The following is a 15252-nucleotide window of genomic DNA, read 5'->3' on the forward strand; positions in this document are numbered from 1 at the left end:
ATCAGCAGCGCGAAACGCCGACCTCACGCGCTGGCTTGACTGGTTCAACCAGTCACGACCACATTCTGCACTGGGCGGCCTCCCGCCAATCGCAAGGGTGAATGACCTTCTGAGAACTCACATCTAGCCCCCGCTTGCCCACCGCGCGCTGACCCACTAGACAGGCTGCGACACATCCCAGCCCGGACAGGCGCGACCCATGGCCAAGACGACCCAGACCGACGACCAGCCCCGCAAGAAGAAGAAGGCAGGCTCCTTCATCGTCTGGGGCATCCTCGTCCTCGTCATGCTCGGCCTCGGCGGCTTTGGCGTCACCAATTTCGGCGGCGGCGTCAATTCCATCGGCAAGGTGGGCGACCGCGAGATCGACGTGAACGACTACGCCCGCGCCCTGCGGCAGGAGATGAACGCCATCTCCGCCCAGTTCGGCCAACCCGTCACCTTCCAGCAGGCGCAGGCCTTCGGCATCGACCAGCGCGTCCTGCAGACCGTCGTCACCCGCGCCGCGCTGGACAACGAGGCCGCCCGCATCGGCATCTCCGCAGGCGACGCCTCCGTCGCGGCCGAGATCACCGCCATCGACGCCTTCAAGGGCAGCTCCGGCACCTTCGACCGCGAGGCCTACCGCTTCGCACTCGACCGCAACAACCTGACCGAGGCCGATTTCGAACAGGGCATCCGCGAGGATATCGCCCGCTCCGTCCTGCAAGGCGCCATCGTCGGCGGCTTCACCGCCCCCGCCGCCCTGACCGACACGCTCACCGCCTGGGCGGGCGAACGGCGCAGCTTCTCGCTCCTGCAACTGACCGAAGCCGACCTGACCGCCCCCGTCGCCGACCCCACCGAAGAAGAGCTGACCGCCTTCTACGACGCCAATATCGACCGCTTCACCAAGCCCGAGGCGAAGCGCATCACCTATGTCGCGTTGCTGCCCGAAACCCTCGCCCCCGAAATGGAAGTGGACGAGGCCGCGCTGCGCGACCTCTACGACTCGCGCATCGACGAATTCATGATCCCCGAAAAGCGCCTCGTCGAACGCCTCGTCTTCCCGACCGAGGCCGACGCTCAGGCCGCCCGCGCCCGCCTCGACGCGGGCGAGGTCACCTTCGACCAGCTCGTCACCGAACGCGGCCTGTCGCTGACCGATGTCGACATGGGCGACGTCTCCGAAACCGATCTCGGCGCGGCGGGCAAGGCCGTCTTCGCCCTGACCGAACCGGGCGTCGCAGGCCCCGCCCCGTCCGACCTCGGCCCCGCGCTCTTCCGCATGAACGCCATCCTCGCCGCGCAGGAAACCAGCTTCGAGGACGCCAAGGAAACCCTCTCGGCCGAGATGAAGACCGACGCCGCCCGCCGCGCCATCTCGGCGCGGATCGAGGAAATCGACGACCTCCTCGCCTCCGGCGCCGACCTCGAGGAAGTCGCGGCCGAGGCGAAGATGGACATCGCCACCATCGACTATGTCACCGGCGCCGAAAGCCCCGAAGGCATCGCCGCCTATCCCGACTTCCGCGAAGCCGCCGATGCCCTGCAAGAGGGCGACTTCCCCGAGGCGATCCAGCTTGACGACGGTGCGCTCGTCGCCCTCCGCCTTGACCAGATCGTCCCCCCCGCCCCCATCCCGCTGGACGAGGTGCGCGAGGACGCAACCGCCGCATGGCGCCTTGAGGCCACGCAAAAGGCGCTGGCCGCCCGCGCAGAGGCCATCAAGGCCGAGGTCGGGGGCGGCAAATCGCTTGGCGCCTTCGGCATTGTCAGCGTCACCCGCAACATCACCCGCGACGGCTTTGTCGAATCCGCGCCCGCCGATCTGCTCGACACGCTCTTCGCGATGGAACAGGAGGAACTCCGCGTGGTGCAGGGCGACGGTTTCACCGGCCTCCTGCGCCTTGACACCATCTCCCCCGCCGAAACCGCGGGCGAGGATGCCGAGGCACTGCGCGACTCCATCGCCATCCGCGCCCAGCAGACGCTGGCGCAGGATGCCTTCGCGCTCTTCACCAACGCGCTGTCGACCGAGGCGGGCATCCAGATCGACCAGACCGCCGTCAACGCGGTCAACGCGCAGATGAACTGAAGGCAAGGGCACGCATGAAACTCGAACCCGCCTTCGAAGACTTCGAACGCGGCTGGATGGCTGGCAAGAACCAGATCGTCCACGCCCGCATCGCCGCCGACCTCGACACGCCCGTCTCGCTCATGCTCAAACTGGCCGAGGCACGCGCCGACACCTTCATGCTCGAAAGCGTGACAGGGGGCGAGGTGCGGGGCCGCTACTCGGTCGTCGGCATGAAGCCCGACCTGATCTGGCAATGCCACGGCCAGACCAGCCGCATCAACCGCGAGGCGCGCTTCGACGCCACCGCCTTCACGCCCCTTGACGGCCACCCGCTCGACGCCATCCGCGCGCTGATCGCCGAAAGCCGGATCGACCTGCCCGAAGGGCTGCCCGCCATCGCCTCCGGCCTCTTCGGCTATCTCGGCTATGACATGATCCGTCTGGTGGAACACCTGCCCGACGTGAACCCCGATCCGCTGGGCCTGCCCGATGCCGTCCTCATGCGCCCCTCGGTCGTGGCGGTGCTCGACGGGGTCAAGGGCGACGTGACCCTCGTCGCCCCCGCATGGGTCAATTCCGGCCTGACCGCCCGCGCCGCCTATGCACAGGCCGCCGAACGCGTGATGGACGCGCTGCGCGACCTCGACCGCGCCCCCCCCGCCCAGCGCGACTTCGGCGAGGCCGCTCCCGTGGGCGAGGCGACATCCAACTTCACCCATGACGGCTACAAGGCGGCCGTGGAAAAGGCGAAAGACTACATCCGCGCGGGCGACATCTTTCAGGTCGTCCCCTCGCAACGCTGGTCGCAACGCTTCGAACTGCCGCCCTTCGCGCTCTACCGCTCGCTGCGCCGCACCAACCCGTCCCCCTTCATGTTCTTCTTCAACTTCGGCGGGTTTCAGGTCGTGGGGGCCAGCCCCGAAATCCTCGTCCGCCTGCGCGACGGCGAGGTGACCATCCGCCCCATCGCCGGCACCCGCAAACGCGGCGCGACGCCCGAAGAGGACAAGGCGCTGGAACTCGACCTCCTCGCCGACCGCAAGGAACTGGCCGAACACCTCATGCTCCTCGACCTCGGGCGCAACGACGTGGGCCGCGTGGCCAAGGTCGGCACCGTCCGCCCGACCGAGAAATTCATCATCGAACGCTATTCCCACGTCATGCACATCGTCTCGAACGTGGTGGGCCAGATCGCGGAAGGCGAAGACGCCCTCTCCGCCCTGCTTGCGGGCCTGCCCGCAGGCACGGTGTCCGGCGCGCCCAAGGTGCGCGCGATGGAAATCATCGACGAGCTGGAACCCGAAAAGCGCGGCGTCTATGGCGGCGGCGTGGGCTATTTCGCCTGCAACGGCGAGATGGACTTCTGCATCGCGCTCCGGACAGCAGTGCTCAAGGACGAAACCCTCTACATTCAGGCGGGCGGCGGCGTGGTCTATGACAGCGACCCCGAGGCCGAGTATCAGGAGACCGTCAACAAATCCCGCGCGCTCCGCCGCGCGGCCGAAGATGCGGGTCTCTTCACCCGCCGCGGCAACGCCTGATCGCTCAGGGCCGCGCCGCCGTCTTCTCTGCCCGAATATCCTGCGGGGGTGCGGGGGTGCAAAACCCCCGCCGCGCGCCCTCTGCCACCGTGGTTAACGCCCCCTTCGGGCACCGTGCGTATGCACAGCCTGCGGTACAACCGTCTGCACAGCATCCGGACAACCCGAATTGCCGCGCTGCAAACGGATAACGCAGCGTTCTCAGGGCTTTGGCGTGGCCTCCAGAACCGCGCTCACCGGCGCCAGCGCCACCGTCGACGCCCGCCCCTCCACCGTCCATTCAAGGATCGCCGCCACCGTTTCCGGCTTGGTTGTCCCGATCACCAGCACCCGCCCCTCCTGCGCCGCCTTGAAGGCCGCGCGGTCAAGGTAGTTTCGCATCTTCGGGATGGATTCCCCTTCGGAATCAAGCACGCGGAAGATCACCGCCGCCGGAACCCCCTCGCGCCGCGCGACCTGATCGGCGGTGTTCAGCCCGCGGTCATAGGTCACCAGCCCCCGCCCCTGCGCCGCCACGATCGGCACCGCCTGCCGCGCAAGCTCCGGCTTGTCCTGAAACCCCGCCGCCGCATCGTCCAGCACCACCACCGCCTCGGGCAGGGCGATGTCCAGCGCCTGGAAGGTCTGCTCCATATCCGCCGCCGTCGCCCCCGCCGGAATCCCCGCGGCCAGCATCGCCACCTCCTGCCCCGCCGCGCGGTAAACCCTTGCCGCCTCGGCAGAATCCGCCGCCAGAGGGTCCAGCGCAAAGGTCACTGGAAAGGGCAGCGCGGCCAGATTGGCACGGTCTTCGGCGGATGTTCCGCGGTCGATCAGGATGATGGAAAACAGCGGCTTCGCCTCGGGATTGTCGAACTGCGCCGCGAAAAGCTCCAGCGGCGTGGTCCCTGTCACGGCCAAGACCCCGGGGTCCGGCGCAGCGTCGCCTGCACCCTCCTCCGGATCACCGATGCGTGGCAGGCGGTCCGTTTCGACCTCCGGCACGGCCATGTCGATCCCGCCATCGCTCGCAAGACCGGGGGCAGGTTCGGGCGCGATCACAACCGGTTCCTCGGGCGCGATCAGGGCAGGGGCGGGGTCGGCAAACGGGGCCGGATCGGGCCGCAACAGCGCCTCTTCCACAGGTGCGGCGGGCGGTTCGCCTTGCACCTCGGGCACGGCCTCGGCCGATGGTGCGGCAGGCTCGTCCGCCGGAACGACACCCGGGGCCGCCTCGGCCTGCGGACTGGCAAGCGCGTCCCCCTCCGCCGCGGCGGCAGGGGCAAGGGGCGCTGCGGGGGCCTCGGACGTCACGCCTGCGGCGGGGGATGGCGTGGCACTTTCCCCTTCTGCGGCAGGGGCTTGCGCGGGATCATCCGCCAAGGTGCCGTCCTCGTCCCCTGCGCTTTCCTCCGCCCCGACGTCAGGCTCTTCCTCGGTCACTGGTCCCTTCTGCAGGATCTCGGGCGCGGGTTCCGCCTCGGGTGCTGCGGGCAGCGGCGCGGGTTCCGGTGCGGCACTGTCGGGGGCGGGGGCCTCGACCAAAGGTTCGACGGGGCCCGAAGCAGGCAGCGGCGCAACCTGCGACACCACGGCAAGCCCCGTCCCCGCCACGACGGCCCCCCAAAACATACCGGATAGGTAACTGCGGATCACCGCCCGAACTCCTTCTTCACCGGCCCCTAACGGACCGCTGGCAGCGTCACTTTGACTTGACGCCCCTTCGCCGCTCGGCCCATGTATAGCCCGACCAATCACGGGGTTCATCCCCTATCCGGCAAGGCCCCGCAAGATGCTGCTCCTGATCGATAACTATGACAGCTTTACCTACAACCTCGTCCACTATCTGGGCGAGTTGGGGGCGGATGTCGTCGTCAAACGCAATGACGCGCTGGATGTGCAGGCGGTTCTGGCCCTGCGCCCCGAATGCATCGTCCTCTCGCCCGGTCCCTGCGACCCCGCACAGGCGGGAATCTGCCTGCCGCTGGCCACCGCCGCGGCCGAGGCGCGCATCCCCCTTCTGGGCGTCTGCCTTGGCCACCAGACCATCGGTCAGGCCTTCGGCGGCAATGTCGTCCGCTGCAACGAGATCGTGCATGGCAAGATGGGCGCCATGCACCATGCGGGCAAAGGCGTGTTCCGCGGCCTGCCCTCGCCCTTCCTTGCCACGCGCTATCATTCGCTGATCGTCGACCGCGCCACCCTGCCCGACTGTCTGGAAGTCACCGCATGGCTTGAGGACGGCACGATCATGGGCCTGCGCCACAAGGAGCGGCTGATCGAAGGCGTGCAGTTCCACCCCGAAAGCATCGCCTCCGAACACGGCCACCAGCTCTTGCGGAATTTCCTCGACGAGGCGAAGGCCGCCGCACGGGTGCCGGCATGAGCGACGCGCTCCGCCCCCTGATCGGCATCGCCGCCGAACGCCCGCTGACCCGGGCCGAGGCCGAGACCGCCTTCGAGGCGCTCTTCAACGGCGAAGGCACGCCCGCCCAGATGGGCGGCTTCCTCATGGCCCTGCGTACGCGGGGCGAGACGGTGGACGAATACGCCGCCGCCGCAACCGTCATGCGGTCGAAATGCCACAAGGTGGCCGCCCCCGCAGGCGCGATGGACATCGTCGGCACCGGCGGCGACGGCAAGGGCACGCTGAACATCTCCACCGCGACCGCCTTCGTCGTGGCGGGCGCGGGCGTGGCGGTGGCCAAGCATGGCAACCGGAACCTGTCGTCCAAATCCGGCTCGGCCGATGCGCTGACGGAACTGGGCCTGAACGTCATGGTCGGCCCCGACGTCGTGGAACGCTGTCTGGCCGAGGCGGGCATCGGCTTCATGATGGCCCCCATGCACCACCCCGCCATGCGTCATGTCGGCCCCGTGCGGACGGAACTCGGCACGCGGACGATCTTCAACATCCTTGGCCCCCTGACCAATCCCGCAGGGGTCAAGCGGCAACTGACCGGCGCCTTCACACCCCGCCTGATCCGCCCGATGGCCGAAACCCTGCTTGCGCTGGGATCGGAAAAGGCATGGCTCGTCCATGGCGGCGACGGCACCGATGAACTCTCCATCGCCGCGAAGTCGAAGGTCGCAGCACTCGAAGGCGGGATGATCCGCGAATTCGACATCGGCCCCGAGGATGCGGGCCTGCCCTATCACCCCTTCGAGTCGATCCTTGGCGGCACCCCCGCCCAGAACGCCGCCGCCTTCCGCGAATTGCTGGACGGCGCACCGGGGGCCTATCGGGACGCGGTGCTTTTCAACGCCGCCGCGGCACTTGTCGTGGCCGAGCGCGTTTCCTCCCTGTCCGAAGGGGTTGACCTCGCCCGCCAATCCATCGACAGCGGCGCCGCACGGGCCAAGGTGGACGCATTGGCCCGCATCACCTCGGCGGGCTGACCCCCGCCCATCCCCGCCCCTGCGGGCACGACAAGGCAGACCGAATGAGCACGATCCTCGACCGCATCAAGGCCTACAAGCTGGAAGAAGTGGCCGCACGCAAGGCGCAGCGGTCGCTGCACGACCTTGAAGAGGCCGCGAATGCCGCCCCCGCCCCGCGCGGCTTTGCCCGCGCCCTGACGGAGGCCGCGCAGTCCGGCTATGGCCTGATCGCCGAAATCAAGAAGGCCAGCCCCTCCAAGGGCCTCATCCGCGCCGATTTCGACCCGCCCGCCCTTGCCCGCGCCTACGAGGCGGGCGGCGCCACCTGCCTGTCCGTCCTGACCGACGGCCCCAGCTTCCAGGGCGCCGACGAATACCTGACACAGGCCCATGACGCGACGGCCCTTCCCTGCCTGCGCAAGGATTTCATCTACGACCCCTACCAGATCACCGAAGCCCGCGGCCTGCACGCCGACTGCATCCTGCTCATCATGGCCTCGCTCTCCGACAGCCAGGCGGCGGAACTGGAAGATGCCGCGCTCGGCTGGGGCATGGATGTGCTGATCGAGGTGCATGACAAGGCCGAACTGGAACGCGCGGCGCGTCTGAAATCGCAGCTCATCGGGATCAACAACCGCAACCTGCACACCTTCGAGGTGACGCTGGACACCACCCGCGATCTGGCCCGCCGCGTGCCCGAGGATCGTCTGATCATCGCGGAAAGCGGCCTCTACACCCCCGACGACCTTGCCGACCTCGCCCGCTACGGCGCGCGCTGCTTCCTGATCGGCGAAAGCCTCATGCGCCAGAAGGATGTCGAGGCCGCGACCCGCGCCATCCTCGCCCGCCCGCTGACGGGGCAAAGATGACGAACCCCCTCACCCATTTCGACGATCAGGGCCATGCCCATATGGTCGACGTCTCGGCCAAGCCGGTGACAGACCGCACCGCCGTGGCCGAAGGCGCGGTCGTGATGCAGCCCGAAACGCTGGCCCTCGTGACCGAGGGGCGCGCCAAGAAGGGCGACGTCCTTGGCGTGGCGCGGCTGGCGGGGATCATGGGGGCGAAAAAGACCTCCGACCTCATCCCGCTCTGCCACCCCCTGCCCGTCACCAAGGTCGCGCTCGACCTCGTCCCCGACCCCGCCCTTCCGGGCATCCGCGTCACCGCCACGGTCAAGACCGGCGGCCAGACGGGGGTCGAGATGGAGGCGCTCACCGCCGTCTCGGTGGCCTGCCTCACGGTCTACGACATGCTCAAGGCCGCGGAAAAGGGGATGCGGATCGAAGGCATCCGCCTTCTGATGAAAGAAGGCGGCAAGTCCGGCCGCTTCGAGGCCGGCGCATGATCTCGGTCGACGAGGCGCTGGCGCGCTGCTTCGCGCTCGTCTCGCCGCTCGGCACGGAAACCGTGCCGCTGCGCGCGGCGGCGGGCCGCGTCATGGCCGAACCCGCCATCGCCCGCCGCGACCAGCCGCCCTTCGCCGCCTCGGCCATGGACGGCTATGCACTGGGGGGCGATCCCGTCGCGGGCGACCGCTTCACCGTGGTGGGCGAGGCAGGCGCGGGCCACGAATGGCAGGGCCGCCTTGCCGCCGGTCAGGCGCTGCGGATCTTCACCGGCGCCCCCGTCCCCGAAGGCGCGACCCGCGTCGTGATACAGGAAGATGTGGACGCGCAGGGCAATACCATCACCATCCGCGCCGGTGCCGACAGCGGCACCCATATCCGCCCCGCCGGTCAGGATTTCCGCACCGGTGACGCCCTCGCGCCCCGCCTCCTGCGGCCCAATGACATCGCCCTTCTCGCCGCTATGAACATCCCCGAGGTGACGGTCCGCCGCCGCCCTGTCGTCGCCCTCATCGCCACGGGGGACGAACTGGTGATGCCCGGCGAAGACCCGGCGCCCGACCAGATCATCGCCTCGAACAACTTCGCCCTCGCCGCCTTGGCCGAAGAGGCGGGGGCCGAGGCGCGTCTCCTGCCCATCGCCCGCGACACCAAGGAAGAGCTCTTCACCGTCCTCTCCATGACCGAGGGCGCCGATCTTGTCGTCACCATCGGCGGAGCATCGGTGGGGGATCATGACCTTGTCGGTCGCGTGGCCGAAAGCATGGGGCTGGAGCGCGCCTTCTACAAGATCGCGATGCGCCCGGGCAAACCGCTGATGGCCGGACGCCTGCGCGGCGCGCCGATGCTGGGGCTGCCCGGAAATCCCGTCTCTTCCATCGTGTGCGGCCATCTTTTCATGCTGCCCATGATCCGCGCCATGCTGGGTCTGGGCGAACACCCGCCCGCAACCCGCCGCGCCCGTCTGGCCATGGACGTCCCGCCGACCGGCCCGCGCACCCATTACATGCGCGCCCGCCTCTCGCCCGGCGCGGACCTGCCCGGCATCGCACCCTTCGATCGTCAGGACAGCGCGCTGCTCACCATCCTGACACAGGCCGACGCGCTGCTGGTCAGGCCCAAGGACGGCCCCGCCCTGCCCGCAGGGACCGAGGTGGATTATCTGCCCCTTTAACCACATTTTTACGGCGCGCTTGACACAAAACGGGAACACTGGCAGAACATAGCATCAACACCCTTGGCGTTGGAGTGGCGCATGCTGACCCGCAAACAGCTCGAACTGCTGGATTTCATCAAGACGCGGATGGATGCCGATGGCGTCCCCCCCTCGTTTGACGAGATGAAAGAGGCGCTCGACCTGCGCTCCAAATCCGGCATCCATCGCCTGATCACCGCGCTGGAGGAGCGGGGCTTCATCCGCCGCCTCGCCCACCGCGCCCGCGCGCTCGAGATCGTCAAACTGCCAGAGGCGATGGAAAAACCCGGCTTCCGACCGCGGGTGATCACCGGCTCCAAACCCGAACCTGCCCCCCGCGCCGAAGCACCGCGCGCCGCCATGCCGGTCGACAGCCTCCATGCCATGGAACTGCCCGTCATGGGCCGTATCGCCGCCGGCGTGCCGATCGAGGCGATTGCAGAAATCTCGCACCATGTCTCGGTCCCGGGCTCCATGCTCTCTGGCCGCGGGCATCACTATGCCCTTGAAGTCAAAGGCGATTCCATGATCGAGGCGGGCATCAACGATGGCGACATCGTCGTGATCCGCGAACAGTCCACGGCCGAGAATGGCGATATCGTCGTGGCACTGGTGGAAGAGCAGGAGGCGACCCTGAAACGCTTCCGCCGCCGCGGTGGCATGATCGCGCTCGAGGCGGCGAACCCCGCCTACGAAACCCGCGTCTTCCCCGACCATGCGGTGCGGGTGCAGGGGCGGCTGGTCGGGCTGATCCGCACCTACTGATCCCCCGGCCACAGCACATGGCGGGCGGGAACGGACCATATCCGCGCCGTGCCATGGGTCGAAAAGACCGTAACCCCTTGGGCTGTCGGGTAAAAGGCCAGCGTGCCCGTCGCGCGCAGGATGTCATCCGTCAGCCAGAGGCAGGTTTCATCCGCCACACCCCCCTGCGGGGCCACCACCAGATCATGCCCGCCGCATCCCGCAGGCAGGGGATCCCCCTTGCGGACCAGCAACCCTGACCGGCCCGCAAAGCCGAAGACCAGCCCCGCTCCGGTCTCGACGAAACCCGCGCGGGCAGAGGCTTCTTCCTGCGTCGCCAGATCGCCGTCATTTTCCAGCCAGTTGCGCGCCGTGAACCCCTCGCCCCGCGCGCGCGACAGCGCCCGCCCCTCGGGGCCCGCCACGCCGACCAGACCGCCCCCGGCGACCAGCAGCACAGGCCGCTCGGCCGTGGTCCAGAGCGCCATCGCCGCCATGACCGGCACAAGCCCCAGCCAACGCCCCCGACCGCCCCACAAGACCAGCCAGACCAGACCAAGCGTCAATACCGGCAGCACTTGCGGCGGCGGTGCCGGTATTGCGGTGACCGCCCCGTCCAGCCCCGCGATCCGGTCCGCGATGAAAAGGATCCAGCGGCAGCCCTGTTCCATCACCCAGAGTGCGGGCGCAGCCAGCCCGAAAGGTGCCAGCAGCGCGGCCATCGCCCCCGCAGGCATCACCACAAGCCCCATCACCGGACCCGTCAGCAGGTTCGCCAGCAGCCCGTAATCGGTGAACCGGTTGAAATGCGCCGCCGCATAGGGCGCCGTGGCAAACCCGCCGATGACCGAGGCCAGCACCACCGTCACCCCGATCCGCGCCAGCCACGGCACCCCCCGCCGCAGCATGCGGTCATTCACCGCGGCAAAACCCGCGATCAGCGCGACAGTCGCCGCAAAGCTCATCTGGAACCCCGGCGACAACAGCGCCTCGGGCTGCCACAGCAGCAGGATCATCCCCGCAATCGCAACCGACCGCAGCGTGATCGCCAGCCGGTCCAGCAGCACCGCCACCAGCATCACCGCGACCATGATGAAGGCCCGCTCCGTGGCGACATTGGCGCCCGACAGCAGCAGATAGAAGCAGGCCACAGCCAGCGACACCGCAGCTGCGACCTTCTTGCTGTCCACGCGCAGGGCAACGGGCGGGACCAGCGCCAGCCCGTACCGCAACAGGCCAAAGGTGAACCCCACCAGAAAGGCCATGTTCATCCCCGAGATCGCCAGAAGATGCGCCAGACTGGAATCGCGCAGGTCCGCCACGGCATCGACCGAAAGCCCGGATCGGTCGCCGGTCAGCACCCCCGCCGCAAAGGCCCCCGCATCGCCCGCGATGGCCCGCCGTATCGCCGCCGAAAGATGGGCGCGCAACCGGCCCACACGGGCCTCGCCCTCGGCCGCCTCGTCCCACAGCAGGAGCGGCGTGCGCGCATAGCCCACCGCTCCCAGCGCGTCGAAAAAGGCCATGCGGCGGAAGTCGAAGCCCCCGGGCTCCACCGCGCCGCCGGGCGCGTCGAGATGGGCCGTGACCATGACCACGTCGCCGGGGACCGGATCATGCACCACCGCCCCCTCCTGCAGCGAGATCCGCACCCGCGCGGGACTCTCGGGGGGCGGAACGCCGGTCAGCCAGACCCGATCCAGCGTGATCCGCAACGCCCCCGCCTGTGACCGGTCGACATCGACAACCCGCCCCGTGACAGGGCCGTAATACCGCTCGGACAGAACCGGCGCAGATACCAGTTCCACCCTCGCGCCGCAGGCAAGGACGCCACACAGCACGGATGCCAGCATCAGCACCAATGGCCGCCCCGCACTCGTGAAGGGCAAGGCCACCGCACAGCAGGCCAGCGCCAGCAGAACCAGCCCGTAATGCACGCCTCGGGGGTCGGCAGGCAGCGCGAACCACAGGCCGGTTCCAATGCCCAGACCGACGGGAAGAAAGGGGAAAAGATGTCCCCGCTGCCGCTCCAGCATGCGGAGTGGCTGTTGCACAACAGCCCCGATCCCGGCCACCTTGTTTCCCGCCCCGCGATTGCCTAGACAGGCGCAACCCTAGCCCCCGACAGGTTTCCGAAAGGTTAAAGGCCATGTGCGCCGTCAAGACCGCCGACACTCAGGTCGTCACCCGCTTTGCCCCCTCGCCCACCGGCTATCTGCATATCGGGGGCGGGCGCACGGCGCTGTTCAACTGGCTTTACGCGCGCGGACGGGGCGGCAAATTCCTGCTGCGGATCGAGGATACCGACCGCGAGCGTTCGACGCCCGAGGCGACCGAAGCCATCCTGCAGGGCCTGCGCTGGCTTGGCCTTGACTGGGATGGCGACGCGGTCAGCCAGTTCGAACGCAAGGACCGCCATGCCGAGGTGGCGCATCTGATGCTGGCACGCGGAACGGCCTATAAATGCTTCTCCACGCCCGAAGAGATCGCCGCCTTCCGCGCGGATCAGGAGGCGAAGGGAGTGTCCTACGCCCTGTTCCAGAGCCCGTGGCGCGATGCCGATCCCGCAACCCATCCCGACGCCCCCTATGCGATCCGCATGAAGGCCCCGCGCACGGGCGAGACGCTGGTCGAGGACGCCGTGCAGGGCACGGTGCGGTTCCGCAACGACCAGCTGGACGACATGATCGTCCTGCGTTCGGACGGGACGCCGACCTATATGCTGGCCGTGGTGGTGGATGACCACGACATGGGCGTGACCCATGTGATCCGGGGCGACGACCATCTGAACAACGCCGCGCGCCAGCAGATGGTCTATGATGCGATGGGCTGGGCGATCCCCGTATGGGCGCATATCCCCCTGATCCACGGGCCGGATGGCAAGAAGCTGTCGAAACGCCACGGCGCGACGGCGGTGGGCGACTATCAGGCGCAGGGCTATCCGGCGGCGGGGATGCGGAACTACCTGACCCGTCTGGGCTGGGCGCATGGCGACGACGAATTCTTCACCAGCGCGCAGGCGATGGAGTGGTTCGACCTGCCCCAGATCGGGCGCGCCCCCGCGCGGCTGGATTTCAAGAAGCTGGAGAATATCTGCGGGCTTCATATTGCCGCGACGGACGATGCCGCACTGCTGCATGAAATCGAGGGCTACCTTGCCGCTTCTGGCCGCCCCGCCCTTGCCGACGCACAGCGCGACCTCCTGTCGCGTGCCATGTACTGTGTGAAGGACCGTGCAAAGACCTTTCCCGAACTGCTTGAAAAGGCTCATTTTGCGCTGACATCGCGGCCTGTCGTGGCGGATGAGGCCTCGGGCAAGGCGCTGGATACGGTATCCCGTGGTATACTGAAATCGTTGACGCCGCGCCTGCAAACTGCTAGCTGGACAAAGGACGCGCTTGAGCCGATCCTGACCGAAATTGCCGCGGCCCACGGCATCGGTTTCGGCAAACTGGCCGCACCGCTGCGCGCCGCCCTTGCGGGCCGGAGCGCCACACCAAGCGTTTACGACATGATGTTAGTCATCGGTCGGGACGAGACGATTGCGCGGCTCGAGGATGCTGCGGGCTAACGCCCTCCTCGCTTCGGCCGTATTGCTGCTAGCTGCCGCTGGCCGGACTGCCCGGCCGATCCGGCATAACGAGGGACGTTGAGAGATGGCCGAAAGCAAGAAATCCGCGACGCTGACACTGGACGGCAAGACCTATGATCTGCCGGTGCATTCGCCCACCCTCGGCCCGGATGTGCTGGATATCCGCAAGCTGTACGGGGAAGCCGACGTCTTCACTTTCGACCCCGGCTTCACCTCGACCGCCGCCTGCGAAAGCGCGATCACTTATATCGACGGCGACAAGGGCGAGCTGCTGCATCGCGGCTATCCGATCGAACAACTCGCGGCGCATTCCTCCTATGTCGAAGTCTGCTACCTGCTGCTTTACGGAGAGCTGCCGACGGCGTCGCAACTGGCCGATTTCAAGAGCCGCATCACGCGCCACACGATGGTGCATGAACAGATGCACAACTTCTTCCGCGGCTTCCGCCGGGACAGCCACCCGATGGCCACGATGGTGGGCGTCGTGGGCGCGATGTCGGCCTTCTATCACGACTCGCTGGACATCAACGATCCGTGGCAGCGCGAGGTCGCGGCGATCCGGATGGTGGCCAAGCTGCCGACCATCGCCGCCATGGCCTACAAGTATTCGGTGGGCCAGCCCTTCGTGTACCCCAAGAACGCGCTGTCCTATGCGGGCAACTTCCTGCACATGTGCTTTGCCGTCCCGGCCGAGGATTACGTGGTCAACCCGATCCTCGAAAAGGCGATGGATCGCATCATGATGCTCCACGCCGACCATGAACAGAACGCCTCGACCTCGACGGTGCGTCTGGCGGGGTCGTCGGGCGCGAACCCCTTTGCCTGCATCGCGGCGGGGATCGCCTGCCTCTGGGGTCCGGCGCATGGCGGGGCGAACCAGGCCTGTCTGGAAATGCTGAAGGAAATCGGGACCGTCGACCGGATTCCGGAATTCGTGGCCAAGGCCAAGGACAAGAATTCGGGCTTCCGCCTGATGGGCTTCGGCCACCGCGTCTACAAGAACTTCGACCCGCGCGCGACCGTGATGAAGGAAAGCGCGGACGAGGTGCTGGGCCTGCTGGGCGTCGACAACAACCCGCTGTTGCAGGTCGCCAAGGAACTGGAACGCATCGCGCTGTCGGATGACTACTTCGTCTCGAAGAAGCTTTATCCGAACGTCGACTTCTATTCGGGCATCATCCTCGAGGCGATGGGTTTCCCCACCTCGATGTTCACGCCGATCTTCGCCATCTCGCGGACCGTGGGCTGGATCAGCCAGTGGAAAGAGATGATCGGCGAAAAGAACCAGAAGATCGGCCGTCCGCGCCAGCTCTATATCGGCTCGCCCAAGCGGGATTACGTGGATATCCGCCACCGCTGAGCGGGTCCGCCGGAAATGGAACGGCCGTCGGGAAACCGGCGGCCGTTTTTCT

At 67.7% G+C, this 15252-nt stretch carries 13 protein-coding genes; 11 read left to right on the top strand and 2 right to left on the bottom strand.

Annotated features, from left to right (window positions below; translation table 11 throughout):
• From GU927_RS20720 to trpE, 3 genes are all read left to right on the top strand, one after another.
• Positions 1-127 (top strand): integrase core domain-containing protein (locus GU927_RS20720; RefSeq protein WP_161763958.1); only part of this gene is annotated, 127 nt, incomplete at its 5' end.
• 72 nt (positions 128-199) lie between these two features.
• The gene (locus tag GU927_RS18870; protein WP_161763959.1) at positions 200-2077 is read left to right on the top strand and encodes a peptidylprolyl isomerase; all 1878 of its coding nucleotides are present in this window, start codon (positions 200-202) and stop codon (positions 2075-2077) included.
• 14 nt (positions 2078-2091) lie between these two features.
• Positions 2092-3600 carry an anthranilate synthase component I gene (gene trpE / locus GU927_RS18875; RefSeq protein ID WP_161763960.1) on the top strand — a complete coding sequence of 503 codons (1509 nt, stop codon included), beginning with the start codon at positions 2092-2094 and terminating at the stop codon, positions 3598-3600.
• A gap of 201 nt (positions 3601-3801) precedes the next feature.
• Here the strand turns inward: trpE and GU927_RS20655 are convergent, their stop codons facing one another.
• Positions 3802-5235 carry a divergent polysaccharide deacetylase family protein gene (locus GU927_RS20655; RefSeq protein ID WP_161763961.1) on the bottom strand — a complete coding sequence of 478 codons (1434 nt, stop codon included), beginning with the start codon at positions 5233-5235 and terminating at the stop codon, positions 3802-3804.
• Between the two features lie 136 nt (positions 5236-5371).
• On the opposite strand from GU927_RS20655, the gene GU927_RS18885 reads away from it, so the two are divergent.
• The 6 genes from GU927_RS18885 to lexA all read left to right on the top strand — a co-directional run bounded on the left by GU927_RS18885 (position 5372) and on the right by lexA (position 10269).
• Entirely contained in the window at positions 5372-5965 is a 594-nt protein-coding gene (locus GU927_RS18885) for an anthranilate synthase component II (RefSeq protein ID WP_161763962.1), read from the top strand.
• Entirely contained in the window at positions 5962-6978 is a 1017-nt protein-coding gene (trpD, locus tag GU927_RS18890; protein WP_161763963.1) for an anthranilate phosphoribosyltransferase, read from the top strand. Before GU927_RS18885 ends, trpD begins: the two co-directional genes overlap by 4 nt.
• A gap of 44 nt (positions 6979-7022) precedes the next feature.
• Complete coding sequence (trpC, locus tag GU927_RS18895; protein WP_161763964.1) at positions 7023-7829, top strand: indole-3-glycerol phosphate synthase TrpC; 807 nt, start codon at positions 7023-7025, stop codon at positions 7827-7829.
• The gene (moaC, locus tag GU927_RS18900) at positions 7826-8308 is read left to right on the top strand and encodes a cyclic pyranopterin monophosphate synthase MoaC (RefSeq protein WP_161763965.1); all 483 of its coding nucleotides are present in this window, start codon (positions 7826-7828) and stop codon (positions 8306-8308) included. The genes trpC and moaC overlap by 4 nt, the downstream gene beginning before the upstream one ends.
• Complete coding sequence (locus tag GU927_RS18905) at positions 8305-9483, top strand: molybdopterin molybdotransferase MoeA (RefSeq protein WP_161763966.1); 1179 nt, start codon at positions 8305-8307, stop codon at positions 9481-9483. The genes moaC and GU927_RS18905 overlap by 4 nt, the downstream gene beginning before the upstream one ends.
• 81 nt (positions 9484-9564) lie before the next feature.
• Entirely contained in the window at positions 9565-10269 is a 705-nt protein-coding gene (gene lexA, locus GU927_RS18910; protein WP_161763967.1) for a transcriptional repressor LexA, read from the top strand.
• Here the strand turns inward: lexA and GU927_RS18915 are convergent.
• Positions 10263-12284, bottom strand: a complete 2022-nt coding sequence (locus tag GU927_RS18915) for a ComEC/Rec2 family competence protein (protein ID WP_161764031.1) — start codon at positions 12282-12284, stop codon at positions 10263-10265. The two genes, lexA and GU927_RS18915, sit on opposite strands and share 7 nt — an antisense overlap.
• A 113-nt stretch (positions 12285-12397) precedes the next feature.
• Between GU927_RS18915 and gltX the strand changes: the two genes are divergently transcribed.
• Together gltX and GU927_RS18925 are read left to right on the top strand one after the other, a co-directional pair.
• Positions 12398-13819 (top strand): glutamate--tRNA ligase, encoded by a 1422-nt coding sequence (gene gltX, locus GU927_RS18920; protein ID WP_161763968.1) that lies wholly within the window; start codon positions 12398-12400, stop codon positions 13817-13819.
• A gap of 85 nt (positions 13820-13904) precedes the next feature.
• On the top strand, positions 13905-15200 hold the full coding sequence (locus tag GU927_RS18925; protein WP_161763969.1) for a citrate synthase: 1296 nt from the start codon (positions 13905-13907) through the stop codon (positions 15198-15200).
• The last annotated feature ends 52 nt before the right edge of the window (positions 15201-15252 follow it).

The sequence above is a fragment of the Paragemmobacter amnigenus genome, from assembly GCF_009908265.2.
Taxonomy (GTDB): Bacteria; Pseudomonadota; Alphaproteobacteria; order Rhodobacterales; family Rhodobacteraceae; genus Paragemmobacter; species Paragemmobacter amnigenus.

Coding starts and splice junctions, on each gene's coding strand:
- GU927_RS18905 (WP_161763966.1), top strand. CDS start 8,305: ATGATCTCGGTCGACGAGGCGCTGGCGCGCTGCTTCGCGCTCGTCTCG.
- trpD (WP_161763963.1), top strand. CDS start 5,962: ATGAGCGACGCGCTCCGCCCCCTGATCGGCATCGCCGCCGAACGCCCG.
- GU927_RS18925 (WP_161763969.1), top strand. CDS start 13,905: ATGGCCGAAAGCAAGAAATCCGCGACGCTGACACTGGACGGCAAGACC.
- trpE (WP_161763960.1), top strand. CDS start 2,092: ATGAAACTCGAACCCGCCTTCGAAGACTTCGAACGCGGCTGGATGGCT.
- lexA (WP_161763967.1), top strand. CDS start 9,565: ATGCTGACCCGCAAACAGCTCGAACTGCTGGATTTCATCAAGACGCGG.
- moaC (WP_161763965.1), top strand. CDS start 7,826: ATGACGAACCCCCTCACCCATTTCGACGATCAGGGCCATGCCCATATG.
- GU927_RS18870 (WP_161763959.1), top strand. CDS start 200: ATGGCCAAGACGACCCAGACCGACGACCAGCCCCGCAAGAAGAAGAAG.
- trpC (WP_161763964.1), top strand. CDS start 7,023: ATGAGCACGATCCTCGACCGCATCAAGGCCTACAAGCTGGAAGAAGTG.
- GU927_RS18915 (WP_161764031.1), bottom strand. CDS start 12,284: ATGCTGGAGCGGCAGCGGGGACATCTTTTCCCCTTTCTTCCCGTCGGT.
- gltX (WP_161763968.1), top strand. CDS start 12,398: ATGTGCGCCGTCAAGACCGCCGACACTCAGGTCGTCACCCGCTTTGCC.
- GU927_RS18885 (WP_161763962.1), top strand. CDS start 5,372: ATGCTGCTCCTGATCGATAACTATGACAGCTTTACCTACAACCTCGTC.